Annotated in this window: 16 protein-coding genes and 2 tRNA genes; 13 read left to right on the forward strand and 5 right to left on the reverse strand. The window is 61.5% G+C overall.

Going from position 1 to position 21,193, the window contains the following annotated elements; translation table 11 throughout:
• Positions 1 to 3 precede the first annotated feature (3 nt).
• Together ACVW0Y_RS23630 and ACVW0Y_RS23635 are read right to left on the reverse strand one after the other, a co-directional pair.
• Positions 4 to 90: transfer RNA gene (locus tag ACVW0Y_RS23630), tRNA-Leu, on the reverse strand.
• Positions 91 to 282: 192 nt separating this feature from the next.
• Positions 283 to 369 (reverse strand) — tRNA-Leu (locus tag ACVW0Y_RS23635).
• Between the two features lie 210 nt (positions 370 to 579).
• On the opposite strand from ACVW0Y_RS23635, the gene rnr reads away from it, so the two are divergent.
• The 7 genes from rnr (at position 580) to dnaB (ending at position 7,759) form a co-directional block, all read left to right on the forward strand.
• Entirely contained in the window at positions 580 to 3,141 is a 2,562-nt protein-coding gene (gene rnr, locus ACVW0Y_RS23640; RefSeq protein WP_457441808.1) for a ribonuclease R, read from the forward strand.
• Positions 3,138 to 3,896 carry a 23S rRNA (guanosine(2251)-2'-O)-methyltransferase RlmB gene (gene rlmB / locus ACVW0Y_RS23645; protein ID WP_457441810.1) on the forward strand — a complete coding sequence of 253 codons (759 nt, stop codon included), beginning with the start codon at positions 3,138 to 3,140 and terminating at the stop codon, positions 3,894 to 3,896. The genes rnr and rlmB overlap by 4 nt, the downstream gene beginning before the upstream one ends.
• Positions 3,897 to 4,160: 264 nt before the next feature.
• Positions 4,161 to 4,586 (forward strand): 30S ribosomal protein S6, encoded by a 426-nt coding sequence (gene rpsF / locus ACVW0Y_RS23650; RefSeq protein ID WP_108097886.1) that lies wholly within the window; start codon positions 4,161 to 4,163, stop codon positions 4,584 to 4,586.
• 28 nt (positions 4,587 to 4,614) lie between these two features.
• On the forward strand, positions 4,615 to 4,845 hold the full coding sequence (gene rpsR / locus ACVW0Y_RS23655; RefSeq protein WP_002551829.1) for a 30S ribosomal protein S18: 231 nt from the start codon (positions 4,615 to 4,617) through the stop codon (positions 4,843 to 4,845).
• 36 nt (positions 4,846 to 4,881) lie between these two features.
• On the forward strand, positions 4,882 to 5,772 hold the full coding sequence (locus tag ACVW0Y_RS23660; protein WP_457441812.1) for a hypothetical protein: 891 nt from the start codon (positions 4,882 to 4,884) through the stop codon (positions 5,770 to 5,772).
• Between the two features lie 21 nt (positions 5,773 to 5,793).
• Positions 5,794 to 6,240: a 50S ribosomal protein L9 gene (gene rplI, locus ACVW0Y_RS23665; RefSeq protein WP_108097884.1), complete on the forward strand. Its 447-nt coding sequence runs from the start codon at positions 5,794 to 5,796 to the stop codon at positions 6,238 to 6,240.
• Between the two features lie 121 nt (positions 6,241 to 6,361).
• Positions 6,362 to 7,759 carry a replicative DNA helicase gene (dnaB, locus tag ACVW0Y_RS23670; protein WP_457441814.1) on the forward strand — a complete coding sequence of 466 codons (1,398 nt, stop codon included), beginning with the start codon at positions 6,362 to 6,364 and terminating at the stop codon, positions 7,757 to 7,759.
• 9 nt (positions 7,760 to 7,768) lie between these two features.
• Here dnaB and ACVW0Y_RS23675 read toward each other — a convergent pair whose 3' ends face one another.
• Positions 7,769 to 8,470 (reverse strand): helix-turn-helix transcriptional regulator, encoded by a 702-nt coding sequence (locus ACVW0Y_RS23675; protein ID WP_457441816.1) that lies wholly within the window; start codon positions 8,468 to 8,470, stop codon positions 7,769 to 7,771.
• 99 nt (positions 8,471 to 8,569) lie between these two features.
• Complete coding sequence (locus ACVW0Y_RS23680; protein ID WP_457441818.1) at positions 8,570 to 8,935, reverse strand: VOC family protein; 366 nt, start codon at positions 8,933 to 8,935, stop codon at positions 8,570 to 8,572.
• Positions 8,936 to 9,116: 181 nt separating this feature from the next.
• Between ACVW0Y_RS23680 and alr the strand changes: the two genes are divergently transcribed.
• A complete protein-coding gene (gene alr, locus ACVW0Y_RS23685; RefSeq protein WP_457441820.1) occupies positions 9,117 to 10,190 on the forward strand; it encodes an alanine racemase in 1,074 nt (357 codons plus the stop codon).
• Between the two features lie 34 nt (positions 10,191 to 10,224).
• On the opposite strand, the gene ACVW0Y_RS23690 is transcribed toward alr, so the two are convergent.
• On the reverse strand, positions 10,225 to 12,117 hold the full coding sequence (locus tag ACVW0Y_RS23690; protein ID WP_457441831.1) for a diguanylate cyclase domain-containing protein: 1,893 nt from the start codon (positions 12,115 to 12,117) through the stop codon (positions 10,225 to 10,227).
• Between the two features lie 230 nt (positions 12,118 to 12,347).
• Between ACVW0Y_RS23690 and ACVW0Y_RS23695 the strand changes: the two genes are divergently transcribed.
• From ACVW0Y_RS23695 to ACVW0Y_RS23715, 5 genes are all read left to right on the forward strand, one after another.
• Positions 12,348 to 14,681, forward strand: coding sequence for a YgiQ family radical SAM protein (locus ACVW0Y_RS23695; protein ID WP_457441821.1), 2,334 nt, complete (start codon positions 12,348 to 12,350; stop codon positions 14,679 to 14,681).
• A gap of 334 nt (positions 14,682 to 15,015) precedes the next feature.
• Positions 15,016 to 16,068: an ABC transporter substrate-binding protein gene (locus ACVW0Y_RS23700; protein ID WP_457441823.1), complete on the forward strand. Its 1,053-nt coding sequence runs from the start codon at positions 15,016 to 15,018 to the stop codon at positions 16,066 to 16,068.
• A gap of 27 nt (positions 16,069 to 16,095) precedes the next feature.
• Complete coding sequence (locus ACVW0Y_RS23705; RefSeq protein ID WP_457441825.1) at positions 16,096 to 17,172, forward strand: AraC family transcriptional regulator; 1,077 nt, start codon at positions 16,096 to 16,098, stop codon at positions 17,170 to 17,172.
• A 162-nt stretch (positions 17,173 to 17,334) separates the two neighbouring features.
• A complete protein-coding gene (locus tag ACVW0Y_RS23710; RefSeq protein WP_457441827.1) occupies positions 17,335 to 19,674 on the forward strand; it encodes a TonB-dependent receptor in 2,340 nt (779 codons plus the stop codon).
• Positions 19,675 to 19,681: 7 nt separating this feature from the next.
• Positions 19,682 to 21,010: an LLM class flavin-dependent oxidoreductase gene (locus tag ACVW0Y_RS23715; protein ID WP_457441829.1), complete on the forward strand. Its 1,329-nt coding sequence runs from the start codon at positions 19,682 to 19,684 to the stop codon at positions 21,008 to 21,010.
• Positions 21,011 to 21,193: the final 183 nt, after the last annotated feature.

Consider the following 21,193-nt stretch of genomic DNA (forward strand, 5'->3'; position numbering starts at 1 on the left):
AATTGGTGCCCAGGAGAAGACTCGAACTTCCACGATGTTGCCATCGCTAGGACCTGAACCTAGTGCGTCTACCAATTCCGCCACCTGGGCGTTGATTTCGCTGATTACTCATCTACTTTCAACTACAACAACGTTTAGCGTCGTTGTGGGCGCGGAATATACGGCCCCGATGGAAGCTTGTAAACCCCTGAATCTAAACGACTTACGGTAAATTGCAGGCACAAAAAAACCGGCCTAAGCCGGTCTCTTTGTTGCTGAGGTTGGTAGTACCTCAGTCTGAATTGGTGCCCAGGAGAAGACTCGAACTTCCACGATGTTGCCATCGCTAGGACCTGAACCTAGTGCGTCTACCAATTCCGCCACCTGGGCGTTGAGTTCATTGATTGCTCAACTACTTTCAACTACAACAACGTTTGCCGTCGTTGTGGGCGCGAAATATACGGACCGAGTTGAGGGTTGTAAACCCCTGATGTGAAAAAAAACTTTATTCGTTCACTTGAGCAGACCAAGATAGCGTTTTCGCGCTTCAATAGGCGCAAGACACTTACTTCTCTATATAGATAAGGCGAACCCTCTCTAATGGCCGATTGGCAATCCCTCGATCCCGAGGCCGCCCGTGAAGCGGAAAAATACGAAAACCCCATCCCAAGTCGTGAGCTGATTCTTCAGCATCTAGCTGATCGCGGTTCGCCGGCCAACCGCGAGCAGTTGGTGGAAGAGTTCGGTCTCACCACTGACGAGCAGCTTGAAGCCTTGCGTCGTCGCCTGCGCGCGATGGAGCGCGATGGCCAGTTGATCTACACCCGCCGTGGCACCTATGCGCCGGTCGACAAGCTCGACCTGATCCTCGGGCGCATCAGCGGTCACCGTGATGGTTTCGGTTTTCTGATTCCAGATGACAAAAGCGACGATCTTTTCCTGAGCCCAGCGCAGATGCGTCTGGTGTTCGATGGCGACCGTGCCTTGGCGCGCGTCACCGGTCTGGATCGTCGTGGCCGTCGTGAAGGCGCGGTAGTGGAAGTGATTTCCCGCGCCCACGAGTCCATCGTCGGTCGCTACTACGAAGAAAGTGGCATCGGCTTCGTTGTAGCGGATAACCCGAAGATTCAGCAGGAAGTACTGGTCACCCCGGGCCGCAACGCCAACGCCAAGCAGGGGCAGTTCGTCGAGGTGAAAATCACCCACTGGCCAACGCCGCGCTTCCAGCCGCAGGGTGACGTCGTTGAAGTGGTTGGCAACTACATGGCACCGGGCATGGAAATCGACGTGGCGCTGCGCAGCTACGACATTCCCCACGTCTGGCCCGAGGCCGTGCTCAAAGAAGCCGCCAAGCTCAAGCCGGAAGTGGAAGAGAAGGACAAGGAAAAACGCGTCGATCTGCGCCATCTGCCCTTCGTCACCATCGATGGTGAAGACGCCCGTGACTTCGACGATGCGGTGTTCTGCGAAAAGAACGGTAGCAAGTGGGGCCTGTTCTCTGGCGGCTGGAAGCTCTATGTCGCCATCGCTGACGTTTCTTCGTACGTGAAAATCGGCTCGGCCCTGGACGACGAATCTCAAGTGCGCGGCAACTCGGTGTACTTCCCCGAGCGCGTGGTGCCGATGCTCCCCGAGGAGCTGTCCAACGGCCTGTGCTCGCTGAACCCGCACGTCGATCGTCTGGCCATGGTCTGTGAGATGAGCATCTCCAAGACCGGCAAGATGACCGACTACCAGTTCTACGAAGCGGTCATTCACTCCCATGCGCGCCTGACCTACAACAAAGTCAGCACCATCCTTGAGCAACCGAAGAGCGCCGAGGCCAAGGCGCTGCGCGGCGAATACGCTGACGTTGTGCCGCACCTCAAACAGCTGTATTCGCTGTACCAGGTGCTGCTGGCGGCCCGCCATGAGCGTGGCGCGATCGACTTCGAAACCCAGGAAACCCGCATCATCTTTGGTTCTGGCCGCAAGATCGCCGAGATCCGTCCGACCACGCGCAACGACGCGCACAAGCTGATCGAGGAGTGCATGCTGGCCGCCAACGTGGCCACCGCCGAATTCCTCAAGAAGCACGAAATTCCTGCGCTGTACCGCGTGCACGATGGCCCGCCGCCGGAGCGTCTGGAAAAACTCAAGGCATTCCTCGGTGAGCTGGGTCTGTCGCTGCAGCGCGGCAAGTCCAAAGAGGGCCCGTCGCCCAAGGACTATCAGGCCCTCCTGGAAAATATCCGCGAGCGCCCGGATTACCACCTCATCCAGACTGTGATGCTGCGTTCCCTTAGCCAGGCGGTGTACAGCGCCGATAACCAGGGCCACTTCGGCCTGAATTACGAGGCGTACACCCACTTCACCTCGCCGATCCGTCGTTACCCGGACCTGCTGACCCACCGCGCCATTCGCAGCGTTATCCGCTCGAAGATCGACACTCCGCACGTCAAACGTGCCGGCGCGGTGATCATCCCCAAAGCCCGCATTTATCCGTACGACGAAGCAGCGCTGGAGCAATTGGGCGAGCAGTGCTCGATGTCCGAGCGCCGTGCCGACGAAGCCACCCGCGACGTGGTGAACTGGCTCAAGTGCGAGTTTATGAAAGACCGCGTGGGCGAAAGCTTCCCGGGCGTGATCACCGCAGTGACCGGTTTTGGTCTGTTCGTCGAGCTCAAAGACATCTATGTCGAAGGTCTGGTGCACGTCACCGCCTTGCCGGGTGATTACTACCACTTCGATCCGGTTCATCATCGCCTGGCGGGCGAGCGCACCGGTCGCAGCTTCCGCCTGGGCGACAGCATCGACGTCAAAGTCATGCGCGTGGACCTCGATGAACGCAAAATCGACTTCGAGCTGGCGCAAGCCACCATCGATGCGCCGATTGGCCGTAAAGGCCGTGCGCCCACCTCGGCCACCAAGGGCGGCGCTCGTGAGCGCGCAGAGAAAGCCAATGCCGCTGGCGGGCGTGCCCCAGCGGCAACCGGCAGCACCGACGTCAAGCGCAGCCGCGAAGTGAAAAGCGCTTTGCTGGCCGAAGCGAAAAGCAAGGGCAAGGCTGGCACTGCCAGCAAAAGCAGCAAGCCCAGCAGCCATCGCAAGGGCCCGCCGAAAGCTGGCCCGGCAGCACCGAGCAAAAGTGGCGGGGCGCGCAAGCCAAAGGGTAAAGCATGAGTCAGTTGGAAAAGATCTACGGCGTGCATGCCGTAGAAGCCTTGTTGCGTCACCACCCCAAGCGGGTCAAACAGATCTGGCTGGCTGAAGGCCGCAACGATCCCCGTGTGCAGGTGTTGCTCGATCTGGCGGCGCAGTCCCGTGTTGCCGTCGGCCAAGCCGAGCGTCGTGAGATGGACGTCTGGGTTGAAGGCGTACACCAGGGCGTGGTGGCTGAAGTCAGCCCGAGCCAGGTGTGGGGCGAGGCGATGCTCGACGAGCTGCTCGACCGCTCCGAAGGCCACCCGCTGCTGCTGGTGCTCGACGGCGTGACCGATCCGCACAACCTTGGTGCCTGCCTGCGTACCGCCGATGCGGCCGGTGCGCTGGCGGTGATCGTGCCGAAAGACAAGTCCGCCACCCTTAACCCCACTGTACGCAAAGTGGCCTGCGGTGCGGCCGAGGTGATTCCCCTGGTGGCCGTGACCAACCTGGCGCGCACTCTGGAGAAACTCCAGCAGCGTGGCCTGTGGGTTGTCGGCACTGCCGGTGAAGCCGAGCAGGAGCTGTACGACCAGGACCTGACCGGGCCGACCATCCTGATCATGGGCGCCGAAGGCAAGGGCATGCGTCGCCTCACCCGCGATCACTGTGACTACCTGGTGCGCCTGCCGATGGCCGGCAGCGTCAGCAGCCTCAACGTCTCGGTAGCCACCGGCGTGTGCCTGTTCGAAGCACTGCGTCAGCGCAGCGTGAAGGCCAAGGCCAAGAAATAACCTGTAGGAGCAGCTTTAGCCGCGATGCTTTGCCGCATAAAGAGCATCGCGGCTAAAGCTGCTCCTACACGTCCATCCTGCGCTGCTGCCAAGCTGTTCAAATAATCACCAATTGCCTTGCGCCCCCCAGCCCCCTTCTCTACAATTGCGCCCCTTGCCGTGACGGCAGGCGCTTTCGTGCGCTGATGTCCGGTGAGCTAAACAGTGTCATTCACTCCTTGTCTGACCGCCCTGGCGGCAGGCTACAACCCGTAAGGAGCATTTATGCGTCATTACGAAATCATCTTTCTGGTTCACCCGGACCAGAGCGAGCAAGTCGGCGGCATGGTTGAGCGTTACACCAAGCTGATCGAAGAAGACGGCGGCAAAATTCACCGCCTGGAAGACTGGGGCCGTCGTCAACTGGCCTATGCAATCAACAATGTTCACAAGGCTCACTACGTGATGCTGAACGTTGAGTGCACCGGCAAAGCCCTGGCTGAGCTGGAAGACAACTTCCGCTACAACGATGCCGTGATCCGTAACCTGGTCATCCGTCGTGACGAAGCCGTTACCGGCCAGTCCGAGATGCTCAAGGCTGAAGAAAACCGCAGCGAGCGCCGCGAGCGTCGTGACCGTCCTGAAGCCGATTCCATCGATGGCGACAGCGATGACAGCGACAACAGCGACAGCGACAACGCTGACGAGTAATCCACGGATCTATTGAGGAGCCAATCTCATGGCACGTTTCTTCCGTCGTCGTAAATTCTGCCGTTTCACCGCTGAAGACGTGAAGGAGATCGATTACAAAGATCTCAACACTCTGAAAGCCTACGTTTCTGAAACCGGCAAAATCGTTCCAAGCCGTATCACCGGTACCAAGGCTCGTTATCAGCGTCAGCTGGCTACCGCTATCAAGCGCGCCCGCTTCCTGGCCCTGCTCGCCTACACCGACAGCCACGGCCGCTGAGACCGGAAGGTCGATACGTAGTAAAGGATAGATCGCATGCGCGCAGTTGCTGAGTTCATCATGCGCGGTCGCATGCAAGCCACTCTCGTGGTGGTAGGTAGTGCGGCATTGCCGCTGCTGTTCTGGTTAAGTGCTGCTGCAGGTTGCCTGGTGCTCCTGCGGCGTGGTCTGAAGGACGCTGCTGGCGTTCTGGTTTGGGCTCTGCTGCCGGCTTTGGTCTGGTGGTATCTCGGTGAACCGCGCACCTTGTTGGTGTTGCTGGGCTCACTGGGGCTGGCGTTGGTGTTGCGCGCTGGTGGGTCGTGGAGCCGGGTGCTGTTGTGTAGCGTGGCTTTGGGCCTGGTGTACGGCTTGGTCTTGGGTTCGCAATATCGTGAATTCCTTGAAGCGGTAGCGCTGGAGTTGCAGAAACTCCTGCCGCAGGCCCTCGGGGAGCTCCATCAGCAAATGCCGGTGGAAGAACGTGCGCGACTGGATGCCTTGCTGGTACCGGTACTGACTGGATTGCTGGCGTCGGTGCTGCAAATCGTCAGTCTGCTATGTCTGATTCTTGGGCGTTATTGGCAGGCTGCGCTGTACAACCCTGGTGGTTTCGGGCTCGAGTTTCGCGCCTTGCGACTGCCGCCAGCGTTGGCGATGGTGCTGCTGGTTTGCATGCTGCTAGGCCCGAACATCGGGCCGCAATTGGCCATGCTGACCCCGCTGTGCAGCGTACCGCTGGCGTTTGCAGGATTGGCCTTGTTGCACGGGCTGGTCTTTGTGGGGCGACTGGGCAAGTTCTGGCTGGTCGGTGTGTACATAGGCCTGCTGCTGTTTATGCAGCTGATTTATCCGTTACTGGTGGCCTTGGCCATTGTCGACAGTCTGATTGATTTTCGCGGACGCCACGCACGCAACGGTGCCGGCCCCGCGAACGGTGAAGGTTAAAAGTTAAGAGGTAAGACCCAAATGGAAGTCATCCTGCTGGAAAAAATCGCCAACCTGGGCAACCTGGGCGACAAAGTGAACGTTAAGGCTGGTTACGGCCGTAACTTCCTGCTGCCGCAAGGCAAAGCCACTGCCGCTACCGCTGCGAACGTTGCTGCGTTCGAAGAGCGTCGCGCAGAGCTGGAAAAACTGGCTGCCGAGAAGAAAGCTTCGGCTGAAGCTCGTGCTGCTCAACTGGCTGAGCTGGAAGTGACCATCACTGCCACCGCCGGTGATGAAGGCAAGCTGTTCGGTTCCATCGGTACTCACGACATCGCTGACGCCCTGACCGCCTCCGGCGTTGAAGTGGCTAAAGCTGAAGTGCGTCTGCCGAACGGTACCATCCGTCACGTGGGCGAATTCGACGTAGCTGTGCACCTGCACTCCGACGTTGAAGCTACCGTCCGTGTTGTCGTGGTAGCTGCTTAAGCAATACCAATCGCCCGGCACCTCTGGTGTCAGCGGTTTACATCGGGCACGATCTGCACTCGCAGATCGTGCCCTTTGTCTTTCTGTATTCCCTGTTTTGCACTCCTGATTCCATGTGGCCATGAACGATATTTCCGATCCCGAACAGTTCGACCTGCAAACCGCGGCGTTAAAGGTCCCGCCCCATTCCATCGAGGCCGAACAGGCCGTGCTCGGTGGCTTGATGCTCGACAACAACGCCTGGGAGCGGGTGCTGGACCAGGTCTCGGACGGCGACTTCTATCGTCATGACCACCGTTTGATCTTCCGTGCCATCGCCAAACTGGCCGACCACAACTCGCCATTCGACGTGGTGACCCTCTCCGAGCAGCTCGACAAGGAAGGTCAGACCTCGCAGACCGGCGGCCTGGCCTACCTCGGTGAGCTGGCGAAAAACACCCCGTCGGTGGCCAACATCAAGGCCTATGCGCAGATCGTTCGTGAGCGTGCCACCCTGCGCCAGTTGATCGGCATCAGCAGCGAGATCGCCGACAGCGCCTTCAATCCGCAGGGCCGGCAGGCCGCCGAGATTCTCGATGAAGCCGAACGGCAGATCTTTCAGATCGCCGAAGCGCGGCCGAAGACCGGCGGCCCGGTGGGCGTCAACGCGCTGCTGACCAAAGCCATCGACCGTATCGACGAGCTGTTCAACACTGGCGAAGGCATCACCGGCCTATCCACCGGCTTTACCGATCTCGACGACAAGACCAGCGGCCTGCAGCCCTCCGACCTGATCATCGTCGCCGGCCGTCCGTCCATGGGCAAGACCACCTTCGCCATGAACCTGGTGGAGAACGCGGTGCTGCGCAGCGACAAGGTGGTGCTGGTGTACTCGCTGGAGATGCCCGGTGAGTCGCTGATGATGCGTATGCTGTCGTCGCTGGGCCGTATCGACCAGACCAAGGTGCGTTCCGGTCAGCTCGACGACGACGACTGGCCGCGCCTGACCTCGGCGGTGAATCTGCTCAACGACCGCAAGCTGTTTATCGACGACACCGCCGGTATCAGCCCCTCGGAAATGCGCGCGCGTACCCGTCGTCTGGTGCGCGAGCACGGCGATATCGCCTTGATCATGATCGACTACCTGCAGCTGATGCAGATTCCGGGCTCCAGTGGTGACAACCGTACCAACGAGATTTCCGAAATCTCCCGCTCGTTGAAAGCCCTGGCCAAGGAATTCAACTGTCCGGTAGTGGCGCTGTCGCAGCTCAACCGCTCCCTCGAACAGCGCCCCAACAAGCGCCCGGTGAACTCCGACTTGCGTGAATCCGGCGCCATCGAGCAGGACGCCGACGTGATCATGTTCGTCTACCGCGACGAGGTGTATCACCCCGACACCGAACACAAAGGCGTGGCGGAAATCATCCTCGGCAAACAGCGGAACGGCCCGATCGGTTTTGTTCGGTTGGCGTTTCTCGGCAAATACACCCGTTTCGAGAATCTCGCGCCGGGTAGTTATAACTTTGATGATGATGAGTAGCGCGGCCCACTACACCTTGTAGTGCGGCGAAATGAAATCGGCGTCCACATAGGGCGCCAGATAGTCTTCCAGGCGCTGGCCGTCGGCACACTCGAAGTGCTCGTCGGTATCGGTCAACGTATCCAGGCGGTCGATACGGAAATTGCGGAAGTCGCCGCGTAGTTCGCACCAGCTGCACAGCGTCCAGGTCTGCCCCCAGAAGAACAGCCCCAAAGGCCAGATGCAGCGCTCGCTGCTCTGGCCTTTTTGGTCTTTGTAGCTCAGCTGCAGCTTGCGTTGCTGACGGATCGCCAGGCGTAGCTGGCCGAGCCAGTGCACGGGATAGAGGTTGGATTCGGGGGCAAACAGGTTGTGGCGGTTGAGTTCGCTGCGCAGGTCCACCGGCAACACGCCATGGATCTTCGCCAACGCTGACTCGGCGGCATGCTGTAGCGCCGGATCGGCCCAGGCCTTGACCATCTTGGCACCGATCATCAGCGCTTCGATTTCTTCCCGTTCGAACATCAGCGGTGGCAGGTCCATGGGCTGGCGCAGCACATAACCGACGCCGGCTTCGCCCTCCAGCGGTACGCCGGACAGCGACAGATCCTGAATATCCCGGTAGATGGTGCGCACCGACACCTGCAAACGCTCCGCCAGCCACTGCGCCGTGGTCAGCCGGCGGCTGCGCAGGAACTGCACGATCTGGAACAGGCGGTCGGCGCGTCTCATGGCTTATCTCTAGATGGTGTTGCGGCTATCGCGGCTGAAGCCGCTCCTACGGACTTCACTGTCCGTAGGAGCGGCTTCAGCCGCGATGCTTTTAACCGCTCAGGACACGCTGTGGAGCCCCACGCTATTGCCTTCACTGTCTTTAATCAAGGCGATAAAACCGTGCGGCGCGATCTCGGTGCGCGGCTGCACAATGATGCCGCCGGCGTTGGGCACGCGGTCGAGCACGGCGTCCAGTTTGCCCTCGACATTGAGGTACACCCGGGTGCCACCAGTGCCTGGATGCATGCCGGCCATGGCGCTGATGCAGCCGCCGACGCCGCCGTTCTCTTCGCCGGGGAAGATGCCCATGCGCGAGGCCGGGCCGTCGATGATAGGTAGTTGCACATCCAGCGCGCGCTGGTAGAAGGTGTGGGCGCGATCGAAGTCGCTGACAAAGAGTTCGAACCAGTTCACGGCGTTCATAGCATTCATTCCTTGGCGTAGTGGTCGGGGTTGCAGGCGGTTGGCGGTGCGCCGTACCGAGCTGCTGAGGGCCACTCTACGAGGGCGCTACTGACAGCCTTCTGTCAGTAGTCTGCAAAGATATTTCTGCGGCGTGCTGGGCTAAACTGCCGGTCCTTTTTTCCTCGCTGTCGAGTTCGCCATGCGCCCTCTAGTCGCTACCATCGATCTGGCTGCCCTGCGCCATAACTACGCCGTCGCCCACCGCTGTGCGCCGGGTCGCCAGGCCTTTGCCGTGGTCAAGGCCAATGCCTACGGCCACGGCCTGCGGGATGTGGTGGCGGCGCTGGGCGACGCCGATGGTTTTGCCGTGTGCTGCCTGGAAGAGGCGCAGGCGGTGCGTGAGGTGAATGCCGAGGCGCGGGTGCTGTTGTTGGAAGGCTGCTTCGAGGCCGGCGAATACCTGCAAGCGGCGGCGCTCAATCTGGATGTCGCGGTGCATGGCGCGGCGCAAGCCGAAGCGTTGTTGTCAGCAGGCTTGGCGCAGCCGCTGAATGTCTGGTTGAAGCTCGACAGTGGCATGCACCGCCTGGGCTTTTCTGCCGCAGAACTGCGCCAGTGGCATGGCCGTCTGGCCGGTGCGGCGAACGTCGCCGAGCTGAATCTGCTGGGCCATTTCGCCTGTGCCGATGAGCGCGGGCATGAATTGAACGAGCAGCAGGTGGAGCAGTTTCTTAGCCTGCTGGACCTGGAGTTCGACCAGCGCTCGCTGGCCAACTCGGCGGCTTTGCTGACCATCCCCGCCGCCCATATGGACTGGCAGCGCCCCGGCATCATGCTCTACGGTGCCACGCCCTTTGCCGAGCTGAGCGCCAAGGATCTGGGCCTGCGCCCGGTGATGAGCCTGACGGCCCAGGTGATCGCCCTGCGCGAAGTGCCGGTGGGTGAAAGCGTTGGCTATGGCGCCAGCTGGGTCGCGCAGCGGCCATCGTTGGTGGGCACGGTAAGTTGCGGTTACGCCGATGGCTATCCGCGCCACGCGCCGGCGGGCACCGAAGTGGTGGTGCGTGGCCAACGCGTACCGCTGGCGGGCAGGGTGTCGATGGATATGCTCAGCGTTGACCTCACCGACGTGCCCGGCGCGCAACTAGGCGATGCGGTAGAGCTGTGGGGTGCGCAGCTGCCCGTGGATGAGCTGGCCCAGCGTTGCGGCAGCATTGGCTACGAGTTGCTGACCAAAGTGACCGGCCGCGTACCGCGTATCTACCAAGCTTGATCGACGGTCCTACGGGAGTATCGATTTCCTTGGGTTAGACCAACCCCGTCGGCACCTGCAGCACATCCAGGAACAGGCACTGCTCCTGGCTCAACGCGCCATCCTTGCCGCGCATGATGCAGCCGGAGCGGCCCTGGCTCTTGGCTTGGTACAGCGCTTCGTCCGCGGCCTTGTACAGCCCGGAAAACTGCTTGGCGTGTTGCGGAAACAGCGCCGCGCCAATGCTGATGGTCACAGCCAGGTTATTGGCCCCGTAAAGCACCGGGCGCGCCAGTTCGGTAAGCAGGCGCACGGCGATTTCCTGGGCGTGCTGCTCGGCTTCCGGGCCGAAAATGACAATGGCAAATTCATCGCCCCCCAGGCGCGCGACCATATCGTTGCTGCGCACATGCTCGCGCAGGCGTTGGCCGATGGTGCGCAGCATCAGGTCGCCGGCATCGTGGCCGTGGCGGTCGTTGATCGGTTTGAAGTGGTCGAGATCGACCAGCAGCAGGGCCACCGATTCCTGACGGCGGCTGGCATCGGCCAGGGCGGTTTCCACCCGCTCGATCAGGTAGCGACGGTTGGGCAGATCGGTCAGCGGATCATGAAAGGCCGCGTGTTGCAGGGCCTGCTCACGCTCGCGCAGCTGTTGGTTGGCGAGGGCCAGTTCGGCAGTGCGCAATTCCACCGCGCGCTTGAGTTCGTCGGCACTGGTTTGAATCTGCGAGAGCCTGGCGGTTTTTTCCCGGTCGGCCTGTTGCATCGCGGTAGCGCGATCCTGCTTGAGGGTCTGGATGCGATAGGCGAGGGCGAAGGAGAACAGAATCGACTCTGCCGCCACCGCCAGCGGGAACACGTAGGCATTCCAGCCCGCCGGTTGCACCACACCGGTGGTGCGCAGCAGCAACAGGCCGGTGCTGCCGAGAATCAGGCCGTAACCGCAAAGGTACAAAAGCGCCGGAAAGTAGTTCTGTCGCCAGCGGATAAAGGCCGCACCCATCGCCGCCGGAATGCTGGTGAACGACAGCATGGCGATGATCCAGGCCGCCGTGCCGCGGTCGCCGAAGAAGTCGATGGCGATCGCCACGATATACATCACGCAGGCCAGGTTCAGCAGGTGATGGGCCCAGCGCACGTATCGGCGGGTCTGCATCAGGGTCTGGGTAAAACGTGAGGCGAACAAGCCCCAGAGCGAGGGCAGGACGATGCGGTCCAGCCATACCGGCACCGGATGCTCCGGCCACAGGTACTGGAAGCCGTGGCCGGTCATGCTGACGATAAACAGCAGGGCACCGCAGGTAGCCAGCACGTACCAGATGTAAGCCGAGTCGCGCAGGCTGAAAAAGATAAACAGGTTGTACAGCAACAGGGCGGTGATGATGCCGTAGATCACCCCCAGGCCGATGTTCTCGGTGGCGGCCAATTGACTGAGGTCGTCCAGTTGCCAGACCTTGAGGGGAAAGGAGTTACCGGCCGGGTCGTAGGTACGCAGGTAGAAGGTCAGCGGTTCGTCGCCCAGTTCCGGCAGTTTGAACAGGCTGCGGCGATAGGGGTGGTCGCGGCCGTCGGCGAAATTCACCACTTCGCCGCCCTGGCGTTGTTGCCAGCTGGTGTGCGGGCCGGGCAGGTACAGCTGCATGTTCAGTTGGGTGACCGAGCCGACTTCCAGCCACCAGTGCTGCGGGGCATCGCTGCGCCGCTGCAGGCTGACTTTGATCCACCAGGGGTTGCGACTCTGGCCGACGCTGGCCTTGCCGTTGGCCGGCACGAAGCGCTGTTGCACGGCCGGGTCAGCCAGATCGGCGACTTTCAGCGTGGCACCGACGTCTTCCAGCAACTCGATCTGCCCGTTCAGGGCGAGGCCGCTGCTGGTGCTGTCCAGAACGATTGGCGCGGCCGCAGCGGCGTGGCTGCAGAAGGCAGCCAGAAAGGCATACAGGCACATCTGCAGAATGTTCAGCCGCACCGCAAAACTCCTTGTAGCCAAGCGCTGCGGCCGGGCGATGAAAACTGCGTCGAGTATAGCCATGCCATCAGATTGTGATCAGGGATCATATGAGACTTTTTCTCGTCATCCATCGGCCATTAGCTGACTGACACAGTCGGACTCTGTACATTTTTTGTGCTATATTCCGCGCCCGCGATTTTCCATGCAACTGCCATACGGTTACCCCCATGCAAGCAGCCAAGCCGTTATTCGATTATCCAAAGTACTGGGCCGAGTGTTTCGGGCCTGCTCCTTTCCTGCCGATGAGCCGGGAAGAGATGGATCTGCTTGGCTGGGATTCTTGCGACATCATCATCGTTACGGGTGACGCTTATGTGGATCACCCGTCTTTTGGCATGGCGATCATCGGCCGCCTGCTCGAAGCCCAGGGTTTTCGCGTGGGCATCATTGCCCAGCCGAACTGGCAGTCCAAAGACGATTTCATGAAGCTCGGCGAGCCGAACCTGTTCTTCGGCGTCGCGGCCGGCAATATGGATTCGATGATCAACCGCTACACCGCCGATAAGAAAATTCGCTCCGACGACGCCTACACCCCCGGTGGCCTGGCCGGCAAACGCCCGGACCGCGCCAGCCTGGTGTACAGCCAGCGCTGCAAAGAAGCCTATAAAAACGTGCCGATCGTGCTCGGCGGCATTGAAGCCTCGCTGCGTCGCATCGCCCACTACGACTACTGGCAGGACCGCGTACGCAACTCGATTCTGATCGATGCCAGCGCCGATATCCTGCTGTACGGCAACGCCGAGCGCGCCATTGTCGAAGTGGCCCAGCGTCTGTCCTACGGGCAGAAGATCGAAGACATCACCGACGTACGCGGTACCGCGTTTATCCGTCGTGATACCCCGCAGGGCTGGTACGAAGTGGATTCCACCCGTATCGACCGGCCGGGCAAGGTCGACAAGATCATCAACCCGTACGTGAACACCCAGGACACCCAGGCCTGCGCCATCGAGCAGGAAAAGGGCCCGCAAGACGATCCGGAAGAAGCCAAAGTCGTGCAGATTCTGGCCAGCCCACGGATGACCCGCGACAAGACCGTGATCCGCCTGCCGTCGCTGGAAAAGGTCCGTAACGACCCGGTTCTGTACGCCCACGCCAACCGCGTGCTGCACCTGGAAACCAACCCCGGCAACGCCCGCGCCCTGGTGCAGAAGCATGGTGAAGTGGATGTGTGGTTCAACCCGCCACCCATTCCCATGACCACCGAAGAGATGGACTACGTGTTCGGCATGCCTTACCAGCGCGTTCCGCACCCGGCCTATGGCAAGGAAAAAATCCCCGCCTACGACATGATCCGTTTTTCGGTAAACATCATGCGTGGCTGCTTTGGTGGCTGCACCTTCTGCTCGATCACCGAGCACGAAGGCCGCATCATCCAGAACCGCTCGGAAGAGTCGATCATTCGCGAGATCGAAGAGATCCGCGACAAGGTGCCGGGCTTTACCGGGGTGATTTCCGACCTCGGCGGGCCAACTGCCAACATGTACCGCATCGCCTGCAAGAGCCCGGAAATCGAATCCGCCTGCCGCAAGCCGTCGTGCGTGTTCCCGGGTATCTGCCCGAACCTGAACACCGACCACTCCAGTCTGATTCAGCTGTACCGCAGCGCCCGCGCCTTGCCGGGTGTGAAGAAGATTCTGATCGCCTCCGGTCTGCGTTATGACCTGGCGGTGGAGTCGCCTGAATACGTAAAAGAACTGGTTACCCACCACGTCGGTGGCTACCTGAAGATCGCCCCGGAGCACACCGAGGAAGGTCCGCTGAACCAGATGATGAAGCCGGGCATTGGCTCCTACGACAAGTTCAAGCGGATGTTCGAGAAGTACTCAAAAGAGGCGGGCAAAGAGCAGTACCTGATCCCGTACTTTATCGCCGCGCACCCGGGCACCACCGACGAAGACATGATGAACTTGGCCCTGTGGCTCAAAGGCAACGGCTTCCGCGCCGACCAGGTGCAGGCGTTCTACCCGTCGCCCATGGCCACCGCCACCGCCATGTACCACTCGGGCAAGAACCCGCTGCGCAAAGTCAGCTACAAGAGCGACGGCGTGACCATCGTCAAGAGCGAAGAGCAGCGCCGCCTGCACAAAGCCTTCCTGCGCTACCACGACCCGAAAGGCTGGCCGATGCTGCGTGAAGCGCTGCTGCGCATGGGCCGTGGCGACTTGATCGGCCCGGGCAAGAACCAGCTGATCCCGCTGCACCAGCCGGCTACCGACAGCTACCAGAGTGCGCGCCGCAAGAACTCGACGCCGGCCGGTAGCCATAAGGTCGCCAAGGAAACCACCACCAAGATCCTTACCCAGCACAGCGGCCTGCCACCGCGTGCCAGCGATGGTGGCAACCCGTGGGACAAGCGTGAGCAAGCCAAGGCGGCAGCCTTCGCCAAGAACCAGGAAGACGCCAAAGCGCGCCACGAAGCGGCCAAAGCCAGCAAGGGCAAAGGCGGCAAGGGCGGCAAGGGCGGTAAGAAGCCCGCGCGTCAGCCGGTGTTCCCGCGCTAAACCCTTTCGCCGGTAAACAACAACGCCAGCCTTCGAGCTGGCGTTGTTGTTTACCGGCGAAAGCAAAAGCATCGCGGCTAAAGCCCCCCCACAACGAGCGGGTTGTTTGTGGGAAGGGCTTTAGCCGCGAGCTTTTGATCTCGGGATTGATACCTTCCCGGCATATTTTTTATGCCTCGGATTTATCGCTTAGGCGGAACCCCCGTGCCATCTGCTTATTCGTTTAAGCGCTAAAAATCCAAGCTTTAATTATTTTATTCTCGAAATATCCGCCGTTACCTTGCCTGCACGCTTCCGGCAGCCCGCTGCCCAGACCCGATGCAGGAGTTATCCCATGCGCCTTTCCCCGCTGTTTCGCCGTGCTGCGGCTTCAACCTTGACCGTGGTTCTGGCCCTGGCCGCCAGCGGTGTAATGGCCGCCGAGCTCAAGCAAATCCGCATTGCGGTGCCCGATATCAGCGCCGGTAAAACCCCCAGCGGTGCCGGTGTGGTGGACGTATTGCGCGACCGCCAGGACCTGGAAAAAGAATTCGCCGCCGATGGCATCGATGTGCAATGGACTTTCTTCAAAGGTGCCGGCCCGGCGGTGAACGAGGCGCTGGCCAATGGTCAGGTTGATCTCGCCTACCTGGGCGATTTGCCGGCCATCGTCGGCAAGGCCAACGGCCTGGATACCCGTCTGCTCAGCGCCACCGCGCGTGACGTGAAACAGTACCTCGGCGTATTGCCGGGCTCGGGCATCACCTCGCTGGAAACCCTCAAGGGCAAACGCGTGGCGATTTTCCGTGGCACCGCCACCCAGTTGTCGTTCGATGCCGCGCTGGCCAGCAAAGGCCTGACCGAGCGCGATTTCAAAGTCATCAACCTCGACTACAACGCCGCCGGCGCGGCGCTGGCCGCCAAGCAGATCGACGCCACCTGGACCGGCCCGGGCGTCTTCGCCCTGCAAGGCCGCGGCCTGGCCGAAGTGCCGATCAGCACCGCCGACCTGAATGGTGCCGGTAGCCTGCAGGCCGTTCTGGTCGGTACGGGGGAGTTTGTCGACGCCCATCCGGATATCGTCAAGCGTCTGCTCAAAGCGCAGCAGCCTGCGGTGAACTGGCTGCGCAATGAAGAACACAAACAGGCCTATGTCGATCTGGTGGCCAGACTGTCCACCTACCCGGCGAGCATTCTCAACGCCGACGCCGGGACCCAGTCCTTTGTGAAAATCTTCAACCCGCAACTGGACCAGGAGTTTCTCGGCAACCTGCAGAACGGCGTCAATGTGGCCCTGGAGCAAAAGCTGATTCGCAAGGGCTTCCAGGTTAAAGACTGGGCGCAGCCCGCCTTCCTCGACGCCGCCCTGCAAGAGCACGAAGCCAGCGCGGCGCAGGCCTCGCGTTAAGCGCACCGGTAGCCGGGGAGGGATGCCATGCGCCGTATCGACACCATCGCCACCTGGGCCCAGGTGATTGTTCGCGCTCTGGAAGCTGAAGGCATCGCCAGCGCGCCGCTGCTGTGCGAAGCGGGCATCGATGCGAGCACCTTGCACGATGCCAACCAGCGGATCGCCCAGGCCAATATGACCACCCTGTGGCGTGCGGCCCTGCGCGTCAGTGGCGACCCGTGCTTTGGCTTGCGCGTGGCGCGCAGCGGCTACCCGACCGACTTCCATGGCCTGTTTTTCGCCATGCAGAACAGCTACACCCTGATCGAAGCGCTGGAGCGCTCGGTACGTTTTTCCTCGGTGATCAGCACCTCGGCGGTGATGCAGGTGCAGCGCCTGCCGCACACCACGCGGTTGATATACGGGGTGGCCGAGGGTGTGGATGTGGAGCGCATTGCCACCGAAGCCTTTATCGCCTGCGCCGTGCAGTTCACCCAGCAAACCTGGCGGGACATCCGGGTGATCAAGCAGGTGTGTCTGACCCGAGCGACGCCTGAGCAGGCGCAGCGTTGGGAGCAGATCCTCGGCTGCCCGGTGCAATTCGACGCGGCGGTGAACGCCATCGAATACCACAACGCGGCCCTGCTGGCACCGCTGCGCACCGGCAACAGCGATGTGGCCCGAGGCCTGGATACGGTGATGAGCGATTACCTGGAGCGCCAGCGCCGCAGCAATCTGCCCGAGCGGGTCCGCAGCGTGATCGTGCGCCAATTGCCGTTTGGCGAAGTGCAGCAAAGCAAGGTCGCCGACGAACTGGGCATGAGTGTGCGCAACCTGCACCGCCACCTGAATAAACACGCCAGCAGCTTCAAAGACCTGCTGGATGAAAGCCGCCGGCAACTGGCGATCACCTACCTGCGCCAATCGCACTGCTCGATCAACGAAATCTGCTACCGCCTGGGCTTCAACGAACCGAGCAGCTTCAACCGCGCGTTTCGCCGCTGGACCGGCAGCACTCCGGGGCAATGGCGGCGGGAAGAGTTGACCCAGAGCGCAGCCCCTGTGGTGCCGCAACGCTTGAAGCCGACGATAGTAATGTCGCCGCTTGCGTTGGCCGTGTAAGCGACGCGCTCGCCCACACAAGGCAAAAAGCACCTTGTCCATTTCGGACCATCTCTTGTCCGCCAAAGCCCGCTGCCGCCGTTTTGCGCTCCTTACCATGCTCTGCAACACCGAGATGCCGGGCCCGCCATGGGACTCGCGCCGTTCTCCCAAGGAGCCTGCATGAACCGTTCACCCTACTGGCCGCAGTCGGCCCTCAAACCTCTGACCCTGGCCGTGTTGCTGGCCCTGCCTGGCACCTTGCTGGCCGCTGAAGCCGGCACCGGCGAAAGCAGCGAAGCCGCCACCAGCAGCGCCGAGCCGGATGCCCCCAAGCTGAAGACGGTGGTGGTCACCGCCCGCCGCCGTGAAGAGGCCGCGCAAGAGGTACCGACGCCGATCACTACCCTCACCGGAGCCAACCTGGAAACCCAGCGGGTCTATCGCATTCAGGATCTGCAGCAGGCTTTACCGAGCGTCAACGTCGCCTATGTGCATGCGCGGGTGTCGAGCCTGGCGGTGCGCGGCATCGGCAACAACCCGGCCAGCGATGGCCTGGAAGGCAGCGCTGGGGTGTATCTGGATAACGTCTACCTCGGTCGTCCTGGCATGGCTGCGTTCGACCTGCTCGATGTGGAGCAGCTGGAATTGCTGCGCGGCCCGCAAGGCACCCTGTTCGGTAAGAACACCACGGCTGGGGTACTCAACATCACCACCCGCGGCCCGACTTTTACCCCGGAAAAAACCATCGAGGTGTCTGGTGGCGAGCGCGGCTATTTCCAGACCAAGGGCTCGCTGTCCGGCCCGCTGAACGACACCCTGGCTGGGCGCCTGTCGTTCTATCGCACCCGTGAAGACGGCTACCTCGACAACGACTACGACAACCGCAAATTGCTCGGCGGCGAGCGCGAAGGGCTGCGTGGTCAACTGCTGTTCAAGCCCAATGACGATTTCAGCCTGCGCTGGATCAACGAGTACAACGAAGAAAACTCCACCAGCGGCAGCGCGGTAATTTACGGTGCCGGGAAAACCTTCTGGGACCGCGCCACCCTGGTCGGTGCCAACCCCACGGTCGGGCGCAGCAATATCGACGACCGCCAGAACGTCAGCGTGCACCAGAACGGCAGCTCCATCGAGGCCAACTGGAACCTCGACGGCGGCTACACCCTGACCTCCATCAGCGCCTACCGCTACTGGCACTTCAACCCGGCCAACGACGCCGACCAGCTCGATGTGCCGGTACTCAAGGACTACGGCTACGAAGTGCACGACCGCCAGTTCTCGCAAGAGATCCGCCTGGCCTCCCCCAAAGGCGAGAACTTCGATTACGTGGTCGGCGCCTATGCCTTCAAGCAGGACCTGGGCAACCGTATCTTCACTGACCTGGGGCCATTGGCCGACCTCAACCTGATCGGCATGAACCTCAATGCGCTGAACAATATCTACAGCGAAACCCACGGCAAGGTGGATACCGAAAGCTACGCGCTGTTCGGCCAGGGCACCTGGCATATCACCAACCGCCTGGACTTCACCGCCGGCCTGCGCGGCACCTATGAAGAAAAAACCGCTAGCGTTGAACGCCTTGCTCCAGTGGGCGGCGGCGCGGCAGTGGTGATTCCGGGGGTAGTCGATGGCTACGCCGTACGCGCTTCGCAAGTGGGTGCCTACGACAGCGGCGACATCGGTCTGCACAACGCCGCGCCTTCAGCCTTGCTCAGCCTGAGCTACCGCTTTACCGATGATGTGTTGGGCTATGCCTCGCTGTCCCATGGCGAGAAATCCGGAGGGGTGAACCTGGCCATCGCCTCGGCACCAAGCGCAGGTGCCGACTCCTTACTGGTCGGCCCGGAGCGTGCCAACGATGCGGAGCTGGGGATCAAGACCCAGCTGTTCAACGACCGTCTGCAGTTCAACAGCAACATTTTCTGGACTGGCGTGAATGGCTACCAGGCCACCACCTACTACCAGCCGCCAGGCTCGGCCACCGGTTACCAGTTGCTGACCAACGCCGGCACCGTGCGCTCCCGTGGCGTCGAGTTCGAAGCCTCGGTGCTGCCGGTACGTGGCCTGACCATCAATGCCAACGGCTCGTTTAACGACGTCACCTACCTCGACTTCAAAGACGCCCCGTGCCCGGCAGAGGCACCAGGAACCAGTTGCGACCTGAGCGGCGAACGCGTGGCCGGTGCCTCGCGCTGGATCGGCAACCTCAATGCCGAATACAAATTCCCCGTCGTGGATCGCTTCGAACCCTACATCACCGGCAGTTACAGCTACCGCTCGGAAGCCGAAGGCACCCTGGACAACTCCAAGCTGGCGACTATCGATGGCTACTCCCTGACCAACTTCGCCACCGGCGTGCGGATTGAAACCGGTGACGGCCTGCTGGATGCCTCGCTATGGGTGAAAAACGCCTTCGACAAAGAGTATTACCAGGCCGTCGGCAGCGCTGGTAACGGCTTGTACACCGCCTCCCTCGGCCAGCCACGCACGGCCGGCGTAACCCTGCGTTATGACTTCTGAGGTCGCCATGAGCCACGCCAAACACATGACCCTGGGTGCCTTTTTAATGGGCAGCGGCCACCATCTGGCCGCCTGGCGTCACCCACGTTCCTATTCTGAGGGTGGGCTGAACTTCGCCCACTTCAAGCGCCTGGCGCAGACCGCTGAGCGCGGCAAATTCGACGCGATTTTCTTCGCCGACAACCTGGCCATGCTCGGCGACAACCCGCTGGGCAAATACACCGCCCTGGGGGATGTCTTCGACCCGCTGGTGCTGCTCTCCGGCCTGGCCACAGTGACCGAACATATCGGCCTGATTTCCACCGTCTCCACCAGCTACAACGAGCCCTACCTGCTGGCGCGCAAATTCGCCTCCCTCGACCACCTGAGTGGCGGGCGGGCCGGCTGGAACCTGGTGACCTCGGCGCTGGACCAGGAAGCGCAGAATTTTGGTCGCGACAAACACTTCGAACACGACGACCGCTACGCCCGCGCCGAAGAATTTATCGACGTGGCCACCGGCCTGTGGGACAGCTGGGACGACGACGCCTTTATCCGCGACAAGGCGGCTGGCGTGTACTTCCACCCGGAAAAACTGCACACCCTCAACCACAAGGGCGAGCGCTACCAAGTGCGCGGCCCGCTGAATATTCCGCGTTCGCCGCAAGGCTACCCGGTGCTGATTCAGGCCGGCTCCTCCGAACCTGGCAAAGTGCTGGCTGCGCGCACTGCCGAAGTAGTGTTCACCGCCCAGCAAACCCTGGCCAACGCCCAGGCGTTTTATGCCGACCTCAAAGGCCGATTGCCAGCGTACGGGCGCACGGCCGATGAGCTGAAAATCATGCCCGGAATCTCGCCAGTGATCGGCCTGACCCAGAGCGAAGCCGAAGACAAATACGCCGAGTTGCAGGCATTGGTGGAACCGCGTGTGGGACTCGGATTGTTGGCGGGTATGGCGGGTGGCTTCGATCTATCGGAATACGACCTGGATGGGCCGTTGCCGGAGTTGCCGACCAGCAATGCCATGCAGAGTCGCCAGCATCTGTTTATCGACCTGGCGCGGCGCGAGAACCTGACGATTCGGCAGTTGTATTTGAAGATTGCCGGGGCGCGGGGGCATCACACGGCGGTGGGGACGCCGGTGCAGATTGCCGATCTGTTGGAGGAGTGGTTTACCCAGGGAGGGGCGGATGGGTTCAACATCATGCCGCCGTTTTTGCCGGATGGGTTGGAGTTGTTTGTGGATTTTGTGGTGCCTGAGTTGCAGAGGCGGGGGTTGTTTCGGACGGAGTATGAGGGCAAGACGTTGCGGGATAATTTGGGGTTGAAACGGCCGGTTAGTCGGTACGCGAGGTAGGGCACCAGTTGGTGGCTTTGGGGAGCGCCGGTATTCATTTGCGCGTGTGCTGGGCGGGGGGGGGGGGGGGGGGGGGGGGGGGGGGGGGGGGGCGGGGCGGGGGGGGGGGGGGGGGGGGGGGGGGGGGCGGGGCGCGGGGGGGGGGGGCAGGCTGCGCTGGCCGAGGTTATCCACCTTCAGCCA

It is taken from the genome of Pseudomonas sp. TE3786 (genome assembly GCF_054057335.1).